Source organism: Nocardioides secundeburneus (assembly GCF_039939255.1).
GTDB lineage: Bacteria > Actinomycetota > Actinomycetes > Propionibacteriales > Nocardioidaceae > Nocardioides.
The window spans coordinates 79,421-100,609 of sequence record NZ_JBDUUE010000006.1; the positions used below are offsets into that span (position 1 = coordinate 79,421).

Annotated in this window: 17 protein-coding genes; 1 reads left to right on the forward strand and 16 read right to left on the reverse strand. The window is 71.0% G+C overall.

Annotated features, from left to right (window positions below; all coding sequences use genetic code 11):
• Positions 1-11: 11 nt before the first annotated feature.
• The 14 genes from mltG to ABFT23_RS16785 form a co-directional block, all read right to left on the reverse strand.
• Entirely contained in the window at positions 12-1,136 is a 1,125-nt protein-coding gene (gene mltG / locus ABFT23_RS16720) for an endolytic transglycosylase MltG (RefSeq protein WP_347897202.1), read from the reverse strand.
• Positions 1,129-1,617, reverse strand: a complete 489-nt coding sequence (gene ruvX / locus ABFT23_RS16725) for a Holliday junction resolvase RuvX (protein ID WP_347897204.1) — start codon at positions 1,615-1,617, stop codon at positions 1,129-1,131. The genes mltG and ruvX overlap by 8 nt, the downstream gene beginning before the upstream one ends.
• Positions 1,614-4,313 (reverse strand): alanine--tRNA ligase, encoded by a 2,700-nt coding sequence (alaS, locus tag ABFT23_RS16730; RefSeq protein ID WP_347897206.1) that lies wholly within the window; start codon positions 4,311-4,313, stop codon positions 1,614-1,616. Before alaS ends, ruvX begins: the two co-directional genes overlap by 4 nt.
• The gene (locus ABFT23_RS16735) at positions 4,313-4,621 is read right to left on the reverse strand and encodes a DUF6167 family protein (RefSeq protein WP_347897208.1); all 309 of its coding nucleotides are present in this window, start codon (positions 4,619-4,621) and stop codon (positions 4,313-4,315) included. The genes alaS and ABFT23_RS16735 overlap by 1 nt, the downstream gene beginning before the upstream one ends.
• A gap of 70 nt (positions 4,622-4,691) precedes the next feature.
• Positions 4,692-5,216 (reverse strand): hypothetical protein, encoded by a 525-nt coding sequence (locus ABFT23_RS16740; protein ID WP_347897210.1) that lies wholly within the window; start codon positions 5,214-5,216, stop codon positions 4,692-4,694.
• An 11-nt stretch (positions 5,217-5,227) separates the two neighbouring features.
• A complete protein-coding gene (locus ABFT23_RS16745; protein WP_347897211.1) occupies positions 5,228-6,586 on the reverse strand; it encodes a replication-associated recombination protein A in 1,359 nt (452 codons plus the stop codon).
• 58 nt (positions 6,587-6,644) lie between these two features.
• The gene (locus ABFT23_RS16750; protein ID WP_457623610.1) at positions 6,645-7,712 is read right to left on the reverse strand and encodes an ABC transporter ATP-binding protein; all 1,068 of its coding nucleotides are present in this window, start codon (positions 7,710-7,712) and stop codon (positions 6,645-6,647) included.
• Positions 7,660-8,694 (reverse strand): ABC transporter ATP-binding protein, encoded by a 1,035-nt coding sequence (locus tag ABFT23_RS16755; protein WP_347897215.1) that lies wholly within the window; start codon positions 8,692-8,694, stop codon positions 7,660-7,662. Before ABFT23_RS16755 ends, ABFT23_RS16750 begins: the two co-directional genes overlap by 53 nt.
• 14 nt (positions 8,695-8,708) lie before the next feature.
• On the reverse strand, positions 8,709-9,626 hold the full coding sequence (locus tag ABFT23_RS16760) for an ABC transporter permease (RefSeq protein ID WP_457623726.1): 918 nt from the start codon (positions 9,624-9,626) through the stop codon (positions 8,709-8,711).
• A 19-nt stretch (positions 9,627-9,645) separates the two neighbouring features.
• Complete coding sequence (locus ABFT23_RS16765; RefSeq protein ID WP_347897219.1) at positions 9,646-10,572, reverse strand: ABC transporter permease; 927 nt, start codon at positions 10,570-10,572, stop codon at positions 9,646-9,648.
• Positions 10,573-10,784: 212 nt separating this feature from the next.
• Positions 10,785-12,434: a peptide ABC transporter substrate-binding protein gene (locus ABFT23_RS16770; RefSeq protein ID WP_347897221.1), complete on the reverse strand. Its 1,650-nt coding sequence runs from the start codon at positions 12,432-12,434 to the stop codon at positions 10,785-10,787.
• Positions 12,435-12,667: 233 nt separating this feature from the next.
• Positions 12,668-14,455 carry an aspartate--tRNA ligase gene (gene aspS / locus ABFT23_RS16775; RefSeq protein WP_347897223.1) on the reverse strand — a complete coding sequence of 596 codons (1,788 nt, stop codon included), beginning with the start codon at positions 14,453-14,455 and terminating at the stop codon, positions 12,668-12,670.
• Positions 14,452-15,810, reverse strand: a complete 1,359-nt coding sequence (gene hisS / locus ABFT23_RS16780) for a histidine--tRNA ligase (protein ID WP_347897225.1) — start codon at positions 15,808-15,810, stop codon at positions 14,452-14,454. The genes aspS and hisS overlap by 4 nt, the downstream gene beginning before the upstream one ends.
• 4 nt (positions 15,811-15,814) lie before the next feature.
• On the reverse strand, positions 15,815-16,537 hold the full coding sequence (locus tag ABFT23_RS16785) for an MBL fold metallo-hydrolase (RefSeq protein ID WP_347897227.1): 723 nt from the start codon (positions 16,535-16,537) through the stop codon (positions 15,815-15,817).
• A 138-nt stretch (positions 16,538-16,675) separates the two neighbouring features.
• Here ABFT23_RS16785 and ABFT23_RS16790 point away from each other — a divergent pair, with 138 nt between their 5' ends.
• Positions 16,676-17,911: a DUF349 domain-containing protein gene (locus tag ABFT23_RS16790; RefSeq protein WP_347897229.1), complete on the forward strand. Its 1,236-nt coding sequence runs from the start codon at positions 16,676-16,678 to the stop codon at positions 17,909-17,911.
• A gap of 360 nt (positions 17,912-18,271) precedes the next feature.
• On the opposite strand, the gene ABFT23_RS16795 is transcribed toward ABFT23_RS16790, so the two are convergent.
• Together ABFT23_RS16795 and ABFT23_RS16800 are read right to left on the reverse strand one after the other, a co-directional pair.
• Positions 18,272-20,503 carry a RelA/SpoT family protein gene (locus tag ABFT23_RS16795; protein WP_347897958.1) on the reverse strand — a complete coding sequence of 744 codons (2,232 nt, stop codon included), beginning with the start codon at positions 20,501-20,503 and terminating at the stop codon, positions 18,272-18,274.
• A 136-nt stretch (positions 20,504-20,639) separates the two neighbouring features.
• Positions 20,640-21,188, reverse strand: a complete 549-nt coding sequence (locus tag ABFT23_RS16800; RefSeq protein ID WP_347897231.1) for an adenine phosphoribosyltransferase — start codon at positions 21,186-21,188, stop codon at positions 20,640-20,642.
• Between the last annotated feature and the right edge of the window lies 1 nt (position 21,189).

The window sequence follows — 21,189 nt, forward strand, 5'->3', positions numbered from 1 at the left end:
CGAGCCCCGCCTCAGCAGCGGTCGGAGGTGTCGCAGTACGAGCGCAGCTCGCCCTTGAGCTCGAGGAACTCGTCGTAGTCGACGGCGAACTTCGTCTGTCCGCTCTCCAGGTTCACCGTCACGTAGTAGAACCACGGCCCGTCGGCCGGCGCCATGGCCGCCTGCAGGGCGTCGTTGCTCGGCGTGGCGATCGGCCCCGGCGGCAGCCCGGCGTTGGTATAGGTGTTGTACGGGCTGTCGGCGACCTCGTCGATCTGCGCCTGCGTCGGGACGGCGACCTTCTCGCCGCGCGCGTAGTTGACCGTCGCGTCGAGCTGCAGCCGGCCGATCGTCTCGGCGGTCGGGTCGGCGAGGCGGTTGTAGATGACCCGGGCGATCTTGGCCTTGCCCTGCTCGTTCAGCAGGCTGCCCTCGGTCTCGATCAGGCTGGCCACGGTCATCAGGTCGTGCTCGGAGTAGCCGAGACGCTCCGCGGCCGCCGCGAGGTCGACCTCGCCGAGCGTCTGCGTCGTGCGTGCGACCATGGCCGAGAGGATCGTGGCGGCGTCGTCGTCGGGGAAGAAGGTGTAGCTGCCGGGCGAGAGGTAGCCCTCGGCGTTGCCCTCGGCGCTCGCCGGCAGCCCGATCGACTCGGGCGCGTCGAGCACGGCCTGGTACTGCTGCCGGGTGCTGTCGGTGTCCTCGGCGAGCAGGGCCACGATCTCGCGCACCGTCTTGCCCGAGGTGAAGGTGTACGACGAGCCGCGGGTCGTGCCGCTCACGAGCAGGTCGACGACGTCGGCGGCCTTCATCTGCTTCTGCACCTTGTAGACGCCTTCGGTGATCGCCCCACCGCCGTCGGCGGCCTCGACGAACGCGTCGTCGGAGGCGACCACGCCGAGGTCCTCGAGGTTCTGGCCCATCACGCGGATCGAGTCGCCGCCGGAGACGGTGAACACCGCCGAGCCGGTGCCTGGACCGTCGAAGTCCTCGGCGTCGGAGGCGAACGGGTTCGACAGGTCGATCGAGCGCACCAGGAAGTAGCCGCCGGCGACGAGCACGGCCAGGACTACGAGCATCGGCAGGCAGCCCGACCGCTTGCGCCGGCGGCGACGCCCGCCCCGGGACGTCGGCGACGCGCCGTACTGGTCAGACATCGGGCTCCTCGGTGCTGGGGACGAGCTCCCCGGGCGGGAGTCCGGTGGCTCGCTCGGTGTCGAGCGCGTGCTGCAGGATCAGGACGGCGGCGGCCTGGTCGACGACCGCGCGGCGCTGGGCGCCCTTGGTGCCACGTTCGCGCAGCATAGCCTCCGCCGACACGGTGGTCAGTCGTTCGTCGACCAGCCGCACGCCGACCGGGGCGACGGACGCCGCGAGCCGGACGGCGAACTCGCGCGTCTTCGTCGCGGCCGGTCCCTCGCCGCCGGACAGCGAGCGCGGCAGGCCCATGACGACCTCCAGGACGCCGTCGACGGTGTCGTCGCCGGCCTCGCGCAGGATCTGACGGATCCGCTTCAGGTCCCCCTTGCCGCGCCGCACCGTCTCGACGGGGGTGGCGAGGAAGCCCGACGGGTCACTCCTGGCGACGCCGATCCGGGCGTCGCCGGGGTCGATCCCGAGACGGATCCCCGGCCTCACGAGCCCGCGACCGCCGCGGTGACCGCGGCCAGCGCCTCGTCGAGGCGGGAGGTGTCGGTGCCGCCCCCCTGGGCGACGTCGGCCTTGCCGCCGCCCTTGCCGCCGACGAACGGCCCGACGGCGCGCACGAGGTCGTTGGCGCTCAGTCCACGCGCCTGCGCCGCCTCGTTGAGCGCCGCGACGACCGAGACCTTGCCGTCGGCCGCGCCGAGCACGACGACCACGCCGGGCGCGTCGTTGCCGAGCCGGCCCCGGACGTCGAGCGCGAGCGTGCGGACGTCGCCGCCGCCCGCGCCGTCGACCCGGTGCGCCACGACCCGGACGCCGTCGACGTCGGTGGCCGCGGCCGCCAGCTCGGCCCCACCGGCGAGCAGCTGCTGCAGACGGGCCTTCTCGATCTCCTTCTCCGCGGCGCGGAGACGCTCGACGAGGTCGGCGACCCGCGGCACGAGGTCCTGCGGCTGGATCTTGAGCAGGGAGGTGAGCTGGCCGACGACGTCGCGCTCGCGGGCGAGGTAGGCGAACCCCTCGACGCCGGTGAACGCCTCGATGCGGCGGTTGCCCGAGCCGACCGACGCCTCGCCGGTCACGACGACGGTGCCGATCTGCGAGGAGTGCTCGACGTGGGTGCCACCGCACAGCTCGCGCGACCACGGGCCGCCGATCTCGACGACGCGCACCTTCGTGGTGTCGTAGGTCTCGCCGAAGAGCGCCACGGCGCCCCACTCCTTGGCCTCCTCGAGCGTCATGTACTGCCAGCCGACCGGCAGGTCGGCCCGCAGCGCCTCGTTGGAGACCTGCTCGATGTCGCGCACCTGCGCGGGCGTCAGCGACGTCGTCCAGCCGAAGTCGAGGCGGAGGTAGCCGGGCCGGTTGTAGGAGCCGGACTGCAGCGCGCTCGGGCCGAGCACCTGGCGCAGCGCCGCGTGCACGACGTGGGTGCCGGAGTGCGCCTGGCGCGCGCCCGTGCGCCACTCGGGGTCGACCCGGGCGTGCAGCGCGCCGGAGCCGAGGGACGCCGGCAGCTCGCCGTCGACCACTCGCACCTGGTGCACGACCAGTCCCTTGATCGGCCGCTGGACGTCGAGCACCTCGAGTCGCCCGCCGTCGAACTCGATCGTGCCGGCGTCGGCGGCCTGGCCGCCCGACTCGGCGTAGAACGGGGTGCGGTCGAGCACGAGCTCGCCGACCTCGCCGTTGCCGAGCACGTCGACACGGGCACCGCCCGAGAGCAGGGCCAGCGGACGGGACTCGGTCTCGAGCGTCTCGTAGGCGAGCCACTCGGTCGGGCCGTTCTCGTCGAGCACGCCGCGGTAGACGGTGGTGTCGGCGTGCTGGCCCTTCTTGGCCCGGGCGTCGTCCTTCGCCTTCTGCCGCTGCTCGGCCATGAGCCCGCGGAAGCCGTCCTCGTCGACGGTGAGCCCGGCCTCGCTCGCCATCTCGAGGGTCAGGTCGATCGGGAAGCCGAACGTGTCGTGCAGCTGGAACGCCTCGGCACCGCCGAGCACCGTGCCGCCGGACCGCTTCACCGTGAGCGCCGCCTGGTCGAAGATCGTCGACCCGGCCTGGAGCGTCTTGCGGAACGTGTCCTCCTCGGCGTAGGCGACCCGCGAGATGCGGTCCCAGTCGGAGACGAGGTCGGTGTAGGTCTCACCCATCTTGTCGCGGCTCACCGGGAGCAGCTCGGGCAGCGCGGGGTCGTCGTAGCCGAGCAGGCGCATCGAGCGGACGGCGCGGCGCAGCAGGCGGCGCAGCACGTAGCCGCGCGCCTCGTTGCCGGGGGTGACGCCGTCACCGATGAGCATCATCGAGCTGCGCACGTGGTCGGCGACGACGCGGAACCGCACGTCGTCGACCGGGTCGGCGCCGTACTTCTTGCCCGTCAGCGCCATGGCGCGCTCGATGACCGGGAAGACGACGTCGACCTCGTACATGTTGTGGACGTCCTGCAGGAGCAGCGCGACGCGCTCGAGGCCCATGCCGGTGTCGATGTTCTTCTTGGGCAGCGACGCGGCGATGTCGAAGTCCTCCTTCGACCGCACGGCACTGAGCTCGTCCTGCATGAAGACGAGGTTCCAGATCTCCAGCAGCCGGTCCTCGAGGGGCACCGGCATGTCGGGGCCGAGCTGCGTGGGGTCGAAGGAGGGACCGAAGGCGTCGCCGCGGTCGTAGAGGATCTCCGAGCACGGACCGCCGGGGCCGGGCACGCCCATCGACCAGTAGTTCTCGCGCTTGCCGAGCTTGAGGATCCGGTCGGCGGGCAGGCCGGTGACCTTCACCCACAGCGCCAGCGCCTCGGCGTCCTCGGCGTAGACGCTCGGGTAGAGCCGGCTCTCCTCGAGGCCCCAGCCGCCGTCGGCCAGCGGCTTGGTGCACAGCTCCCAGGCGAGCTCGATGGCCCGCTCCTTGAAGTAGTCGCCGAAGGAGAAGTTGCCGCACATCTCGAAGAACGTGCCGTGACGGGTGGTCTTGCCGACGTCCTCGATGTCGGGCGTGCGGATGCACTTCTGCACGCTGGTCGCGGTGTCGTACGGCGGCGTCTCCTGCCCGAGGAAGTACGGCTTGAACGGCACCATCCCGGCGTTGACGAACAACAGGTTGGGGTCGTCGAGCAGCAGGGAGGCCGACGGGACGGGGGTGTGACCGGCGCGCTCGAAGTGCGCCACGAACCTCCGTCGGATCTCCGAGGTGTCCATCAGCTGCTGCCTACTTCCTTCTCGATGCTCGGTGCCGGGTCCGGCTCGGTGCCGGCCAGCTCGTGACGGGCCGACGACGTCAGCTCGTGGTGTTCATGGAGCGCCAGGCCCATCCGCTCCCGCAAGCCGGTTTCGGCGTCGGCCTTGCCCTGGGCGACCTCGTCGCGGAACATCCGCAGCCCGACGACGGCGGCGCCGACGCGGTCCTGCAGACCCTCGGCGGTGAACGTCTCGGCCAGCCGGCGGGCGCGCGCGGCGGCGTAGAGGCCCACCCCGGTGCCGGCGGCGAACCAGAGGGTGCGGCTCACTCGGGGCTCCCGCGGCGTCGTCCTGCTCCACGGTGGAGCCCCGTCGACGGAGAACGTCGTGGGGTCGGGCTCATGCAGCGTTCTCCTCGGTGGCGAGACCATCGCGCTCGCGCGCGTCGAAGTCGCGCTTGGCCTGGCGCAGGTCGGCCTTGCGCTGCTTGCGCGCACGCTTGACCTCGCGCTTCATCGCCCAGCGGATGCGGTGCCGCACCTCGGGAGCGAGGGCACGACGCAGCCCGGCGGCGTAGGAGGCGGCCTGGACGGCGCTCTCGCGCAGCACCAGGTCGGCGAACAGCGGCCCCGGGACGACGGGCGCGGGCTCGGCCGGCACGCGGTCGTCGTCGCGGCCGAGCATCGTGACGACGTACTCGTGCTCGTCGACCTTGGCCGGACGGGCGGCCTGGTCGAGCCGGCGCTCGATGGCCGCGACCTGCTCGGCGAGCCCGGCGGCGTCGGCGCGGGCCTCGGCCACCGCGGCCCGGGTGCGGGAGTGGGACCGGACCAGGGCGACGGTGAGACCGACGACGACGAGCACCAGCGCGACGAGCGTCGCCAGCACGGCCCAGGCGGGCACGCTGAGGTCTGCGTCGGTCATGGGCAGCAAGCCTACCGACCGCGGATGATGCGCCGGACCCGCTCCCAGCGCTCCTTGATCCCGGCCTCGGCGCCGATCTCCTTCGGCCGGTAGTAGTCGCGGTCGGCGACGACGTCGGGGGCGTACTGCTGCTCGGCGATGCCGTAGGGCTCGTCGTGGCTGTAGGTGTAGCTGGTGCCGTGCCCGATCTTCTTCGACCCGGCGTAGTGCGCGTCGCGCAGGTGCGGCGGCACCGGCCCGACCTTGCCCTGCTGCACGTCGGCGCGCGACTCGGCCAGCGCGATCGTCACCGCGTTCGACTTCGGTGCGACGGCGAGCGCGATCACGGCGTGACCGAGGTTGAAGGACGCCTCGGGCATGCCGATCAGCTGCACCGCCTGCGCGGCCGCCACGGCGGTCTGCAGCGCCGTCGGGTCGGCGAGCCCGATGTCCTCCGAGGCCAGGATCACCAGGCGCCGGGCGATGAAGCGGGGATCCTCCCCCGCCTCGATCATCCGCGCCAGGTAGTGCATCGCCGCGTCGGCGTCGGAGCCGCGGATCGACTTGATGAAGGCGCTGGTGACGTCGTAGTGCTGGTCGCCCTGCCGGTCGTAGCGGACGGCGGCCCGGTCGACGGCGGTCTCGGCGGTCTCGAGGTCGACGCGCTCGGAGCCCCGGGACGTCGCCGCACCGGCCGCGGCCTCGAGGTAGGTCAGCGAGCGCCGGGCGTCGCCGCCGGCGAGCCGGACGAGGTGGTCGAGCGCGTCGTCGTCGACCTCGACGGCGCCGTCGAGCCCGCGCTCGTCGGCGATCGCGGCGAGCATCACGCTGCGGACGTCGTCGTCGGTCAGCGACTCGAGGCGCAGCAGCAGCGAGCGCGAGAGCAACGGGGAGATGACCGAGAAGAACGGGTTCTCGGTGGTGGCGGCCACGAGGGTGACCCAGCGGTTCTCGACGCCGGGCAGCAGGGCGTCCTGCTGGGCCTTGCTGAAGCGGTGGACCTCGTCGACGAAGAGCACCGTCTCGCCACGCCCGGCGACGAGGTCGCGCCGGGCCGCGTCGATGGCCGCGCGCACCTCCTTGACGCCCGCCGAGACCGCCGAGACCTCGACGAACCGACGGCCGGTCTGGCCGGACAGGATCGAGGCGATCGTCGTCTTGCCCGTGCCGGGCGGGCCCCAGAGCAGCAGCGACATCGACTGGTCGCCCTCGATCAGCTGGCGCAGCGGGGCACCGGGGGCGCGCAGCTGCTCCTGCCCGGCGAGCTCGTCGAGGGTGCGCGGTCGCATGCGCACCGCCAGCGGGGCCGAGGCGTGCACCGTCGAGCTGAGCGACCCGCCGCCGGACGCGGAGTCACCCGCCCCGGGGACGTCGAACAGGGTGCCGCTCATGCCCCCAGCCTAGTGAGGGACGAGCGGCACCCTGTCGTGGCTGTGCGCGATCGTGTGCTCAGTCGCTGGCCTTGCGCGTGCCGGAGACGACGGAGTCCTCGGCGAAGTGGCACGCCGACGGGTGGGCGCCGCCGAGGTCGGCACGGGCGATCAGCTGCGGCTCGTCGCTCGAGCAGATGTCCTGCGCCATCCAGCACCGGGTGTGGAACCGGCACCCGCTCGGCGGGTTCGCCGGCGAGGGGACGTCGCCCTGCAGCTTGATCTGGTCGCGGGTGCCGCGCAGGGTCGGGTCGGGCACGGGGACGGCGGACAGCAGCGCCCGCGTGTAGGGGTGCGTGGGCCGCTCGTAGATCTCGTCCTCGGTGCCGAGCTCGACCATCTTGCCGAGGTACATCACGCCGACGCGGTCGGAGATGTGGCGCACCACGCCGAGGTCGTGGGCGATGAAGACGTAGGCCAGGCCGAGCTCGTCCTGCAGCTTCTCGAGCACGTTGACGACCTGGGCCTGCACCGAGACGTCGAGCGCCGAGACGGGCTCGTCGCAGACCAGCACCTTGGGGTTGAGCGCGATGCCGCGCGCGATGCCGATGCGCTGACGCTGGCCGCCGGAGAACTGGTGCGGGTAGCGGTTGATGTGCTCGGGGGCGAGACCCACCTGCTCCATCAGCTCCTGCACGCGCTTGCGACGTCCGCCCTTCGGCACGACCTCCGGGTGGATGTCGAACGGCTCGCCGATGATGTCGGCGACGGTCTTGCGCGGGTTGAGCGAGGTGTAGGGGTCCTGGAAGACGATCTGGATGTCGCGGCGCATGCGCCGCATCTCCGAGCGGCCCAGCGAGTAGACGTCGACACCGTCGACGGTCAGCGTGCCGTCGGTCGGCTCCTCGAGCCGCATGAGCATGCGCCCGAGGGTCGACTTGCCGCAGCCGGACTCGCCCACGATGCCCAGCGTCTCGCCGGCCTTCAGCTCGAACGAGACGCCGTCGAGGGCGCGGACGTGCCCGATGGTGCGGCGCAGGATGCCGCTCTTGATCGGGTAGTGCTTGACCAGGTTCTCGGCGGTCAGGACGGTCTCAGTCACGGACGACCTCCTTGGCGTAGTGGCAGGTGCTGGTGTGGCCGGCACCGAGGTCGACGACGGGCGGGAACTCCTGGCGGCACAGGTCCTGCACGTGCACGCACCGGGGGCTGAACGGGCAACCCTTCGGCATGTCGAGCAGGTTCGGCGGCAGGCCCTTGATGGCGAAGAGCTCCTGGCCCTTCATGTCGAGCCGCGGGATGGAGTCGAGGAGCCCCTGGGTGTAGGGGTGGCCGGGCTTGGCGTAGAGGTCGCGCACGTCGGCGGTCTCCATGATCGACCCGCCGTACATCACGTTGATGCGGTCGGCGATGTCGGCGACGACGCCCAGGTCGTGGGTGATGAGGATCAGACCCATGTCGTACTCGTCGCGCAGCTCGGCGAGCAGCTCCATGACCTGGGCCTGGACCGTCACGTCGAGAGCCGTGGTCGGCTCGTCGGCGATGAGCACCGTCGGGTCGAGCGCGAGCGCCATGGCGATCATGATGCGTTGGCGCATGCCACCGGAGAACTGGTGCGGGTAGGCGTTGACGCGCTGCTTGGCCGCCGGGATGCCGACGCGCTCCATGAGCTTGATCGCGCCGGCCTTGGCGTCGGAGCGGTTCGTGCCCCGGTGCACCCGGAACATCTCGCCGATCTGCCACCCGACCGGGAAGACCGGGTTCAGCGACGACAGGGCGTCCTGGAAGATCATCGAGATGCCCGGCCCGCGGAGCTTGCGGCGCTCGGCCGGCTTCATCGTGAGCAGGTCGCGACCCTGGAAGAGGATCTTGCCCTGCGGGATCTTGGCCGGGGGCATGTCGAGGATGCCCATGATCGCCTGGGCGGTGACGGACTTGCCGGAGCCGGACTCGCCCAGGATGGCGAGCGTCTCGCCCTGGTCGAGGTAGAGGTCGACGCCGTTGATCGCCTTGGCGACGCCGTCGCGGCTGTGGAACTCGACGTGCAGGTTCTGGACCTCGAGGACCCGCTCGCGCTTGCGCAGCGACGGGCCGCCCTCGGACTCGGAGAGCTGGATGGAGCTGGTCATGTGGCCGTCGCCTCTCAGCGTGCTCGGGACTTGGGATCGAAGGCGTCGCGCACGACGTCGCCCAGCATGATGAAGCCGAGCACCGCGATGCTCAGGAACGCCGCCGGGAACCACAGCGTCCACGGCGCGGAGCGCATCGACTGGGTGGCGTCGGAGATCATGACGCCCCACGACACCGTGGGCGGCCGCAGGCCGATGCCCAGGAAGGACAGGGCGGCCTCGGCCGAGATGTAGGCGCCGAGGTTGATGGTCGTCACCACGATCACCGGGCCGACGGCGTTGGGCAGGATGTGCTTGAACGAGATGCGGGTCGGCGAGGCGCCGAGGGCGCGCGCGGCCTGCACGTAGTCGTTGGGCTTGATCTGCAGCACCGACGATCGCATGAGCCGGAAGATGCCGGGCCAGCCGAGCACCACGAGCACCACGACGACCTGTCCGATGATCCAGAAGTAGCCGTCGTCGTCGCCGCGCAGCGTGTAGAGGATGATGATCGCGCCGAGGATCAGCGGCAGGGCGAAGAAGATCTCCGAGACCCGGCTGATGATGCCGTCGACGGCGCCACCGGCGTAGCCGGCGATCAGGCCGAGCACCGAGCCGAGGGCGGCCGTGCCGATGGTGGCGAGCAGGCCGACCAGGATCGAGGCGCGCGCGCCGTAGATGCAGCGCGAGTAGATGTCGTAGCCCTGCCGGTCGCGACCGAACCAGTTCTCGCCGTCCGGAGCCTTCGAGAACTCGCTGAGCACGGCCTCGCGCGGATCGGTGTTGGTGAACAGGCCGGGTGCGACGGCCATCAGCACGAAGACGGCGATGATGAACGCCGAGACCCAGAACAGCGGCTTGGCCCGCAGCTCGCGCCAGGCGTCCTGGCGCAGCGAGCGGACGACCAGCTTGCTGGGCTCGCCCTCGGGAGCCTTCTCGGTGGTCTCGACCATCAGGTCGGGAGGGACGGACTCAGTCATGGGAGATCCTCGGGTCCAGGTAGCCGTAGACGAGGTCGACGAGCAGGTTCGCCAGCAGGAAGACGAGCACCAGGGCGGTGACGGTGCCGACCACCACCCCGCCGTCGCGGTCGCCGATGGCGCGGAACACGTACTGGCCCACGCCGGGGATGTTGAAGATGCCCTCGGTGATGACCGCGCCGCCGAGCAGGCCGCCGAAGTCGTAGCCGAGGAAGGTCACGATCGGGATCATCGAGTTGCGCAGCGTGTGGATGCCGATCACGCGTCGCTCGGGCAGGCCCTTGGCGTGGGCGGTGCGCACGTAGTCGGACTTGATGTTGTCGCCGAGGTTGGTGCGCATCAGCCGGGCCAGGTAGGCCAGTGATGTCGAGCCGAGCACGAACCCGGGGAGCAGCAGCTCGTTCCAGGGTGCTTCGGAGGAGACGGTGGGCGGCACCCAGCCGAGGTTGACGCCGATCCACAGCTGCAGCACGTTGCCGGTCACGAAGATCGGGACCGAGATCACGAACAGGGTGCTGACCAGGACCAGGTTGTCGAAGAAGCCGTTGCGGCGCAGACCGGCCAGGATGCCGGCCAGGATGCCGATGATCGCCTCGAAGGCGAGCGCCACGATGCCGAGCTTCAAGGTGACGCCGAACCGCTCGACGAGCTCCTCCCTGATCGGCACGCCGTACTGGCTGGTGCCGAAGTCGCCCTGCAGGAGGTTGCCGAGGTACTTGACGTACTGCATCCACAGCGGGTCGTTGAGGTTGTACCTCTCGCGGAACTCGGCGACGAAGGTCGGCGGGCACGGCCGCTCGCCGCACTTGCCGGCGGTGGGGTCGCCCGGGAGGGCGTAGACCATCGCGTAGATCAAGAAGGTGACTCCGAGGATGACCGGGATCATCTGGAGCAACCGGCGAACGGTGTACTTGCCCACCATGCCTCCACATCAAGTCAGGGCGACGCGACCTCCGAGACTGCCACGTTCGGGGGCAGGAGGTCGAGTCCGAGGACGCCGGGCCGAACAGACGGGCCCGGGCGCGGTCGTGCACCGCACGACGACCCGACCCGGAGATGGTGCCCTTCCGGGTCGGGTCGTCGTGGGGGTGGTGCGCGCCGTCCGCGGCCGGCCGGCGCGCACCGGGTGGATCAGTTGACGGTGATCTCGCCGTAGTTCGGCACGCCGAAGGCGTTGATCGACACGTTGTCGACGCGGTCGGACCAGCCGACGTTACCGACCGAGTACCACAGCGGGATGATGCGCATGTCCTCGGCGAGCAGCGCCTCGGCCTGCTGGTACAGACCGTTGGCGGTGTCGAGGTCCTCGGCCGCGGCGGCCTCGGTGGTCAGGCGCTGGAAGTCCGGGCTGTCGTAGCTGTAGTAGTTCGACGCGGCGTCCTTCGAGTACAGCGGCACGAGGAAGTTCTCGATCGACGGGTAGTCCATCTGCCAGCCCTGGCGGAACAGGCCCTTGACCTTCTTCTCGCCGAGGTCGGTGAGGAAGGTGGAGAAGTCGACGGTCGGGGTGACGGTGCACTCGACGTCGAGCGTCTGGCGGATCGAGTTGCAGGCGGCCTCGGCCCAGGGGCCGTGGTCGGCGTCGCCGTTGACGGTCAGGGTGAGGTCGCCCTCGATGCCGCCGGCGGAGTCCCAGAGGTCCTTGGCGGCCTCGGGGTCGAAGACGCACGCCTCGCCGCACTGGTCGGCCTTGTAGCCGTCGACGACCGGGGAGACCCAGCCGGTGGCGGGCTCACGGGTACCGGCGAAGACCGCGTCGATGATCGACTGGCGGTCGATGGCCATCGAGATGGCCTTGCGCAGGTCGGGGTTCTCGAGGCGCGTGTCGACGGTCGGGTCGATGCCGGCCATCTGGATGACACCGATCTCGCGCGAGGTGCCACGGCCGTCGAGCTCCTGCTTCCAGCGCTCGTCGGGCAGGGCGTCGGTCGGGATCTCGTTGAGCACGTCGAGCTGGCCACCGAGCAGGTCGGCGTAGGCGGCGCTGGCGTCGGCGTAGATCTTGAAGGTGATCTTGTCGGCCGTGCCCGGGTGGTCGCCGGTGTACTCGGGGTTCTTGACGACCACGATCGAGTCGTTGGGCGTGTTGGACTCGACCATGTACGGGCCGGCGCCGACCGGGTTGTCGGCGTAGGCCTCGGGGTCGGCGAAGAACGACTCGGGCAGCGGCGCGAAGGCCGAGTAGCCGAGGCGGACCGGCAGGTTCGAGACCTTGTTGGTGGTCTTGATCGTGAAGGAGGTGTCGTCGACGACGGTGAGACCGGTCATCGTCTCGGCCTTGGGAGCGCCGGCGTCGGCGCACGGGTCGTCGCCCTCACCGGTGCACTGCACGTCGGCGAAGCCCTCGATGGGCTCGTAGAAGTAGCTGCCCTGCTGGGCGTTGGGGCCGTAGGCGGTGTAGTTCCACGCGTCGACGAAGCTCTTGGCCGTGACCGGCGTGCCGTCGGAGAACTTGTAGTCGGACTTGAGCGTGACGGTGAAGTTCTGGTTGTCGTCGGTCTCGATCGACTCGGCGATGTCCATCTCCGGCGCGGCGTCTTCGGCGTTGTAGTGGATGAGCTTCGCCGTGGTCGTGTCGAGCACGTCGCCACCACAGGTCTCGGCAGTGTTGCCGGGCACCAGCGGGTTCTCGGGGTTGCAACCGCGGACGACGATCTCGCCGCCGCCTCCGCCGGAGCCCTCGCTCGAGTTGTTGTTGCTGCTGCCGCCGTCACTGTCACTGTCGCCACCGCACGCCGCGAGCGCAAGGCCCAGGGCGCCGACGGCGAGGACGGTGGTCATGGAACGTGAAACACGTCGCATGCGTCGTTCTCCTTCATCGGTTCGAGACACGCCCTGGCGGGCGCCCGCAGCGACCTTAGGGGAATACACCGGAGGATGGGGCGCGGTGGCCGTAACAATTGGGTCTCAGCGCGTGGACTCCCCCCGGGGTGTTCGCCGAAATGCGCTGGGGCCCGGACGCCCTGCGGCGTTCCGGGCCTCAGGCACGGCGGGAGGTCGTCGGGCGCTCGTCGTCAGGCCGGAGCCGTGGCGTCGTCGTCCTTCTCGGCGGGCTTCGCCGACGCGTCGACGCCGGCCTCCTTGCGCTGCTGCGCCGTGATCGGCGCCGGGGCGGAGGTCAGCGGGTCGAAGCCGCCGCCGGACTTGGGGAACGCGATGACGTCGCGGATCGAGTCGGTGCCGGCGAGCAGGGCGACGATGCGGTCCCAGCCGAAGGCGATGCCGCCGTGCGGCGGGGCGCCGTAGGCGAAGGCGTCGAGCAGGAAGCCGAACTTCTCCTGCGCCTCCTCCTCGCCGAGACCCATGATCGCGAAGACCCGCTTCTGCACGTCCTCGCGGTGGATACGGATCGACCCGCCACCGATCTCGTTGCCGTTGCAGACCATGTCGTAGGCCCAGGCCAGCGCGTTGCCGGGGTCGGCGTCGAAGCCGTCGACGTCCTGCGGCGAGGTGAAGGCGTGGTGGACGGCGGTCCAGGCCCCGCTGCCGACGGCGACGTCGCCCGCGGCGGTGGCGTCGTCGGCCGGCTCGAAGAGCGGGGCGTCGACGACCCACAGGAAGCTCCATGCCGACTCGTCGATGAGGCCGCCGCGGCGGCCGATCTCGAGGCGTGCGGCACCGAGCAGCGCCCGGCTCGGCTTGGGCAGGCCGGCGGCGAAGAAGATGCAGTCGCCCGGGGCGGCGCCCACGTGGGCCGCGATGCCGGCGGTCTCGGCCTCGGTGAGGTTCTTGGCGACCGGGCCGGTCAGGCTGCCGTCGTCCTGCACGAGGACGTAGGCCAGGCCGCGCGCTCCGCGCTGCTTGGCCCACTCCTGCCAGGCGTCGAGCTTCTTGCGCGGCTGGCTCGCCCCGCCGGGCATGACGACGGCGCCGACGTAGGGCGCCTGGAAGACCCGGAACTGGGTGTCGGCGAAGAACTCGGTGCACTCGACGAGCTCGAGCCCCATGCGCAGGTCGGGCTTGTCGGTGCCGAAGCGGGCCATCGACTCGGCGTAGGTGATCCGCGGGAACGGGGTCGGCAGCTCGACGCCGATCAGCGCCCACAGCGCCGAGACGATCTCCTCGCCGAGGGCGAGGACGTCGTCCTGCTCGACGAAGCTCATCTCGATGTCGAGCTGGGTGAACTCCGGCTGGCGGTCGGCGCGGAAGTCCTCGTCGCGGTAGCACCGCGCGATCTGATAGTAGCGCTCCATGCCGGCGACCATGAGCAGCTGCTTGAACAGCTGCGGGCTCTGCGGCAGGGCGTACCAGCTGCCCGGCTGCAACCGGGCCGGCACCAGGAAGTCACGTGCGCCCTCGGGCGTCGAGCGCGTGAGCGTCGGCGTCTCGATCTCGACGAAGTCGCGGGCGTCGAGCACCTCGCGGGCGGCCTTGCTGACCTTGCTGCGCAGGCGGATCGCGTCGCCCGGGCCGCTGCGGCGCAGGTCGAGGTAGCGGTGGCGCAACCGCGCCTCCTCCCCCACGTCGACGTGGTCGCTGATGGGGAAGGGCAGCGGCGCGGCGGCGCTGAGCACCTCGACCTCGGAGGCGACGACCTCGATCGCGCCGGTGGCGAGGTTGGGGTTCTCGTTGCCCTCCTTGCGCGCGACCACCTCGCCGGTGATCTTGAGGCAGTACTCGGCGCGCAGGCTGTGGGCGACGTCCTCGTCGCGGATGACGACCTGGACGACGCCGCTGGCCTCGCGCAGGTCGATGAAGGCGACGCCGCCGTGGTCGCGGCGGTTGGCGACCCAGCCGGCGAGGACGACGGTCTGGCCGACGTGCTCGGCGCGCAGGGCGCCGGCGTCGTGGGTGCGGATCACTGTGGTTGCTCCTTGGTCAGGACCTGGGGTCGCAGGTCCTCTGCTGGCGGGGTCCAGGCGGCCGGGTCGGCGACGACCTGGTCCCCCGATCGGATGTCCTTGACCTGGTGCGACCCGTCCTCCTGGACGAACCACACGAAGGGGATGCCCCGGCGCTCGGCGGCACGGATCTGCTTGCCGAACTTCTGGGCGGAGGCGGCCACCTCGCACGGCACGCCACGGGCGCGCAGCGAGGCGGCCACGAGATCGCTCTGCGAGCGCGACGACTCGTCGGTGACCGCGACGAGCACGGCGCTGGGCACCGGCCGGCTGCCGGCGAGGACGCCGTCGGCGAGCAGCGGGATGATCGAGCGCGAGACGCCGAACGAGACGCCCACGCCCGGGTACGTCGTCCGGCCGTCGGTGGCGAGGGCGTCGTAGCGACCACCGCCGCCGACGGACTTGAGCCGCTCGTAGCCGGCCATGAAGATCTCGACGACGGTGCCGGTGTAGTAGTCGAGGCCGCGCGCGATGCGCAGGTTGGCCTCGACGGTGACGCGCGGGCTGGCCTGCTCGGACCCATCGCGCGAGCAGCCCTCGACGACGGCGGCGAGCTCGGAGAGACCCTCGTCGAGCAGGTCGTGCTCGACCCCGAGCGCGCGCACCCGCTCGACGAACGAGGTGTCGGCCACGCGGACGGTGGCGAGCGCGAGGCACTGCTGCGCCTGCTCGGGGGTGGCGCCGGCGTCGCTGACCAAGAGCTCGGCGACCTTGTCGGCCGGCACCTTGTCGAGCTTGTCGATGGTGCGGATGGCCGCCTCGACGTCGGGCAGGCCGAGACCCTGGTAGAAGCCCTGGATGAGCTTGCGGTTGTTGAACTGGAAGCTCACCGGCGGGATCGGCAGCGCCTCGAGCGCCTCGACCATCACCCGCATCACCTCGACGTCGTGGTGGAACGGCAGGACATCGCGTCCGACGATGTCGACGTCGGCCTGCGTGAACTGGCGGTAGCGGCCCTCCTGGGGTCGCTCGCCCCGCCACGCGGGCTGGATCTGGAAGCGACGGAACGGGAACTCGAGGTGCCCGGCGTGCTCGAGGACGTAGCGGGCGAACGGCACGGTGAGGTCGAAGTGGAGACCCACCCCGGCGTCGGTCCCGGCCTGGTCCTTCTGAAGACGCTCGAGGAGGTAGATCTCCTTCGACGTCTCGCCCTTGCCGAGCAGCACGTCGACGGGCTCGACCGCGCGGGTCTCGATGTTGGCGAAGCCGTGCAGCTCGAAGGTGCTCGACAGCGAGGCGATCACCTCGCGCTCGACGACGCGGGCGGCGGGCAGCAGCTCGGGGAAACCGCTCAGCGCGGTGGTCTTGGTAGCCATGTGTTCAGAGACCTCGGGTGACGGTTCCCGCGTCGTCCGTCTCGATGAGGTCGCGCAGGAAGGGGTTGGTCGCGCGCTCGCGACCGATGGACGTCTGCTCGCCGTGACCGGGCAGCACCACGATGTCGTCGGCGAGGGGCAGCACCTTGTCGCGCAGGCTGCGCAGCATCGTGGGGTGGTCGCCGCCGGGCAGGTCGGTGCGGCCGATCGAGCCGGCGAAGAGCAGGTCGCCGGAGAACAGCAGCTCGGAGACGTCGGCGAGGCCGTTCGACTCGCCGTACGGCGTCCGGAAGGTGACCGAGCCCTCCGTGTGGCCCGGGGTGTGGTCGACGACGAACGTGAGGCCGGCCAGCTCGAGGGCCTGCAGATCGGTGAGCTCTCGGACGTCGTCGGGCTCGGCGAACTCGTGCTTGCCGCCGAGCAGCATCTGCGTCGTCTCGCGCGACATCCCCTGCATCGGGTCGGCGAGCAGGTGCCGGTCGCGCGGGTGGATCCACGCCGTGGCGTCGTAGGTGCCGGCGACCGGCGCGACGCACCACATGTGGTCGACGTGGCCGTGGGTGATCAGCACCGCCACCGGCTTGAGCCTGTGCTCGCGCACGACCTGGGCGACGCCGTCGGCGGCGTCCTTGCCCGGGTCGATCACCACGCACTCGCTGCCGGCGCCGGTCGCGGCGACGTAGCAGTTGGTGCCCCACGGTCCGGCGGGGAAGGCGGCGATCAGCACGCGGTCAGGGTAGCGAGCCGGGAGCGCCCGGGTCGCCCGGGTATGCGCGCAGGAGGGTGACTCGGTGGCGCGACGCTGACCCCGGGCGAGGTTTCCCTTAGGGTGGGGCAGCGCACGGACCGACGAAGAGGGACAGCAGTGACGAGCAGCGAATGGGGCCGCGTCGACGACGACGGCACCGTCTACGTGAAGACCGCCGACGGCGAACGCGCCGTGGGGTCCTACCCCGCCGGAACCCCCGAGGAGGCACTGGCCTTCTTCACCGAACGGTTCGAGGCGTTGTCCTTCGAGGTCCAGCTGCTCGAGCAGCGGGTCAACTCCGGCAAGCTCTCCCCCGAGGAGGCCGCCGAATCGATCAAGACCGTGCGCACCCAGGTCACCGACGCCAACGCGGTCGGCGACCTCGCCTCCCTCAGCGGACGCCTCGACGCCCTGGGCCCGGTGCTGGCCACCCAGCGTGAGGCCCGGCGCGCCGAGCGGGCCGAGAAGGCCGCCGAGGCCAAGGACGCCAAGGAGGTGCTGGTCGCCGAGGCCGAGGCCATCGCCACCGGCACCGACTGGCGCAACGGCGCCAACCGTCTACGCGAGCTCCTCGACGCCTGGAAGGCGCTCCCCCGCATCGACCGTGCCTCCGACGACGCGCTCTGGAAGCGGTTCTCCAGCGCCCGGACGACGTACACGAAGGCCCGCAAGACCCACTTCGCCGAGCAGGACGAGAAGCGTGCCGGCGCGCGGGTCGTCAAGGAGCGTCTCTGCAAGGAGGCCGAGGCCCTCGCCGACTCCACCGAGTGGGGCCCGACCGCGGGCCGCTACCGCGACCTGATGCGGGAGTGGAAGGCCGCCGGCCCCGCACCCAAGGACGTCGACGACGCCCTCTGGAAGCGCTTCCGTGGCGCTCAGGACAAGTTCTTCGGCGCGCGCGACGCCGCCAACGCGGCGCTCGACGCCGAGTTCGCCGCGAACGCCGAGGTCAAGGACGCCCTCATCGTCGAGGCCGAGGCGCTGCTGCCGGTCACCGCCGACAACCTCGACGCCGCCAAGAAGGCGTTCCGCGACATCGGCGAGAAGTGGGAGGCGGCCGGCAAGGTCCCCCGCGACCGGATGAAGGAGCTCGAGGGCCGCATCCGCGCCGTCGAGCAGGCCATCCGCGGCGCCGAGGACGACGCCTGGAAGCGCTCCGACCCCGAGAAGTCGGCCCGCGCCAACGACATGGTCACCCAGCTGCAGGACGCCATCACCAAGGTCGAGGCCGACCTCGAGAAGGCCCACGCCGCCGGCAACGACAAGAAGGTGCGCGAGCTCGAGGAGAATCTCGAGTCCCGTCGCGGCTTCCTCGAGATGGCCCGGCGCGTCTCGGCCGACTACTCCTCCTGATGGTCGTGGGCATGCGGCTCGTGCCGCCTGCCCGCGATATCTGGCTACGCTGCCGCAGGTCTGACCACGCGGGCAGGACCGGCACCCGGCGCCGCCGCACACCCACGACGTGCGCCCTGCCGTGAAGACGGCCCGTGGTCAGGGCGCCGGTGCACCGTGCGCCTTGGGAGAAGCGCGGCCGGATCGCCGGTCAGCGCCAACCAGGACCGGACCTCACCATCTCTGCTCGGCGCGCCGCGCGGGCGCGCCAGGTCGCGTGGCGGGGAGCCCGACGCGAGCGCCGCGAGCGAGGGCTTCACGCCACGCGGCGTGGCGCGTTCGCTCCAGGCGGCGCGCCCGTCCGAGCGAAGCGAGGACCAACTAGCTCGTGATGCGGTAGGCGTCGAACACGCCCGGCACGCCGCGGACCGCCTTGAGCACGGTGTCGAGGTGCTTGGCCTCGGCCATCTCGAAGGTGAACCTCGACTTCGCGACGCGGTCGCGGGTGGTGGAGAGGTTGGCCGAGAGGATGTTCACGTGCGCGTCGGAGAGCACCATCGTGATGTCGGACAGCAGGCGGGCGCGGTCGAGGGCCTCGACCTGGATGTTGACCAGGAACGACGACTGGCCGGTGGGTGCCCACTCGACCTCGAGCAGCTTCTCGGGCTGGCGGTGCAGGTCGCCGGCGTTGGTGCAGTCGGTGCGGTGCACGGAGACGCCGCCGCCCTTGGTGACGAAGCCGAGGATGTCGTCGGGCGGGACCGGGGTGCAGCACTTGGCGAGCTTGACCCAGACGTCGGGTGAGCCCTTGACGATGACGCCGGAGTCGGCGCCGCCGCCGGCCTTGCCGCGTCCGCGGCGTCCGGTGATGGTGACGGCCTCGGCGAGGTCCTCCTGGACGCCCTCGTCGCCGCCGTTCATCTCGATGACGCGACGCACGACGGCCTGGGCCGAGAGGTTGTTCTCGCCGACGGCGGCGTAGAGCGCGGTGACGTCGGGCAGCTTGAAGTGCTCGGCGACCTGGGTGAACGACTCGTGGGTGAGGAGCCGCTTGATCGGCAGCCCCTCCTTGCGCATCAGCTTGGCGATGGAGTCCTTGCCGCGCTCGACCGCCTCCTCGCGGCGCTCCTTGGTGAACCACTGGCGGATCTTCGAGCGGGCCCGGGGCGACTTGACGAAGGTCAGCCAGTCGCGCGACGGGCCGGCGTTGACGGCCTTGGAGGTGAACACCTCGACGACGTCGCCGTTGTCGAGGGTCGACTCGAGCGGCACGAGGCGGCCGTTGACCCGGGCGCCGATGGTGTGGTGCCCGACCTCGGTGTGGACGGCGTAGGCGAAGTCGATGGGAGTGGAGCCCGACGGCAGCGCGATGACGTCGCCGCGGGGGGTGAAGACGTAGGTCTCGGCACGGTTGATCTCGAAGCGGAGGGACTCGAGGAACTCGCCCGGGTCCTCGACCTCGGACTGCCAGTCGAGGAGCTGGCGGACCCAGCCCATGTCGGACTGGTCCCCCATCTTCTCGGTGTCGCGGCCCTCGCGGCCGTCTTCCTTGTACTTCCAGTGCGCGGCGACGCCGTACTCGGCTCGGCGGTGCATGCCGAAGGTGCGGATCTGCATCTCGACCGGTTTGCCCTGCGGGCCGATCACGGTGGTGTGCAGCGACTGGTACATGTTGAACTTCGGCATCGCGACGTAGTCCTTGAACCGGCCGAGCACCGGGTTCCAGCGCGAGTGCAGCACGCCGAGGACGGAGTAGCAGTCGCGGTCCTCGTCGACGAGGATGCGGATGCCGACGAGGTCGTAGATGTCGGAGAACTCGCGGCCGCCGACGATCATCTTCTGGTAGATCGAGTAGTAGTGCTTCGGCCGGCCGGTGACGGTGGCCTTGACCTTGTTGTCGCGGAGGTCCTTCTCGACCTGGCTGATCACCTCGGCGAGGAAGCTGTCGCGCGACGGCGCGCGCTCGGCGACCATGCGCACGATCTCGTCGTAGATCTTCGGGTGGAGGGTCGCGAACGCGAGGTCCTCGAGCTCCCACTTGATGGTGTTCATGCCGAGGCGGTGGGCCAGGGGCGCGTAGATGTCGAGCGTCTCGCGGGCGGTGCGCTCCTGGCTCTTGAGCGGCACGTAGCGCAGGGTGCGCATGTTGTGGAGCCGGTCGGCGAGCTTGATGACGAGCACCCGGATGTCGCGCGACATCGCGACGATCATCTTGCGGATGGTCTCGGCCTGGGCCGAGTCGCCGTAGACGACCTTGTCGAGCTTGGTGACGCCGTCGACCATCTGCGCGACCTCGTCGCCGAAGTCGTCGCGGCACTGCTCGAGGGTGTAGGGCGTGTCCTCGACGGTGTCGTGGAGGAGGGCCGCGACCAGCGTCGCCTCGGTCATGCCGATGCCGGCGAGGATCGTGGTGACGGCGAGGGGGTGGGTGATGTACGGGTCGCCGCTCTTGCGCATCTGCGTGCCGTGCAGCTTCTCGGCGGTGGTGTAGGCCCGCTCGAGGAGCGCCAGGTCGGCCTTGGGGTGGTTGGCCCGCACCGCGCGGAACAAGGGCTCGAGCACCGGGTTCGACACGGTGCTGCGGTTGCCGATACGGGCCAGCTTGGCCCGCATGCCGCGACCCGGGCCAGCCGGGCCGGTGGGCTCGGCGGCGGTGTCGTGCCGCGAGGTCCGATCGGGCGCGGACGGCGCGCGTCGACCGGTCGCCGGTGCGGTGCGCTCCTCCGTCATGTACCGATACTAGGGGCGCTCAGATGGTGAGCAACGACGAGACCCTCAGGTCACCGACCGTGGCCCGCCCGGGCAGGAACGACAGCTCCATCAGCACGGCCACCGCGGTGGCGACGGCGCCGCACGCCTCGACGAGCTGACGGGTGGCCGCGACGGTGCCGCCGGTGGCCAGCACGTCGTCGACGAGCAGTACGCGCTCGCCGGGCGCGATGGCGTCGCGGTGCAGCTCGAGCGTGGCCTCGCCGTACTCGAGGGCGTAGGAGACAGCGTGGGTCTCGCGTGGCAGCTTGCCGGCCTTGCGCACCGGCACGAAGCCGACGCCGAGTGCCTGCGCCACGGGGACGGCGAGGATGAAGCCCCGCGCCTCCATGCCGACGACCTTGTCGACGACGACCTCGCCGTCGGGCCCGCGCCCGGCCGCAGCCAGGGCGTCGAGGACGACGCCCAGCCCGGCCGCGTCGGCGAGCACGGGCGTGATGTCCTTGAACAGCACGCCCGGCTCGGGGAAGTCCGGGACGTCGAGCACGAGCCGCTCGAGGACCTCGGCGGCACTCTCGACGCCCCCCACG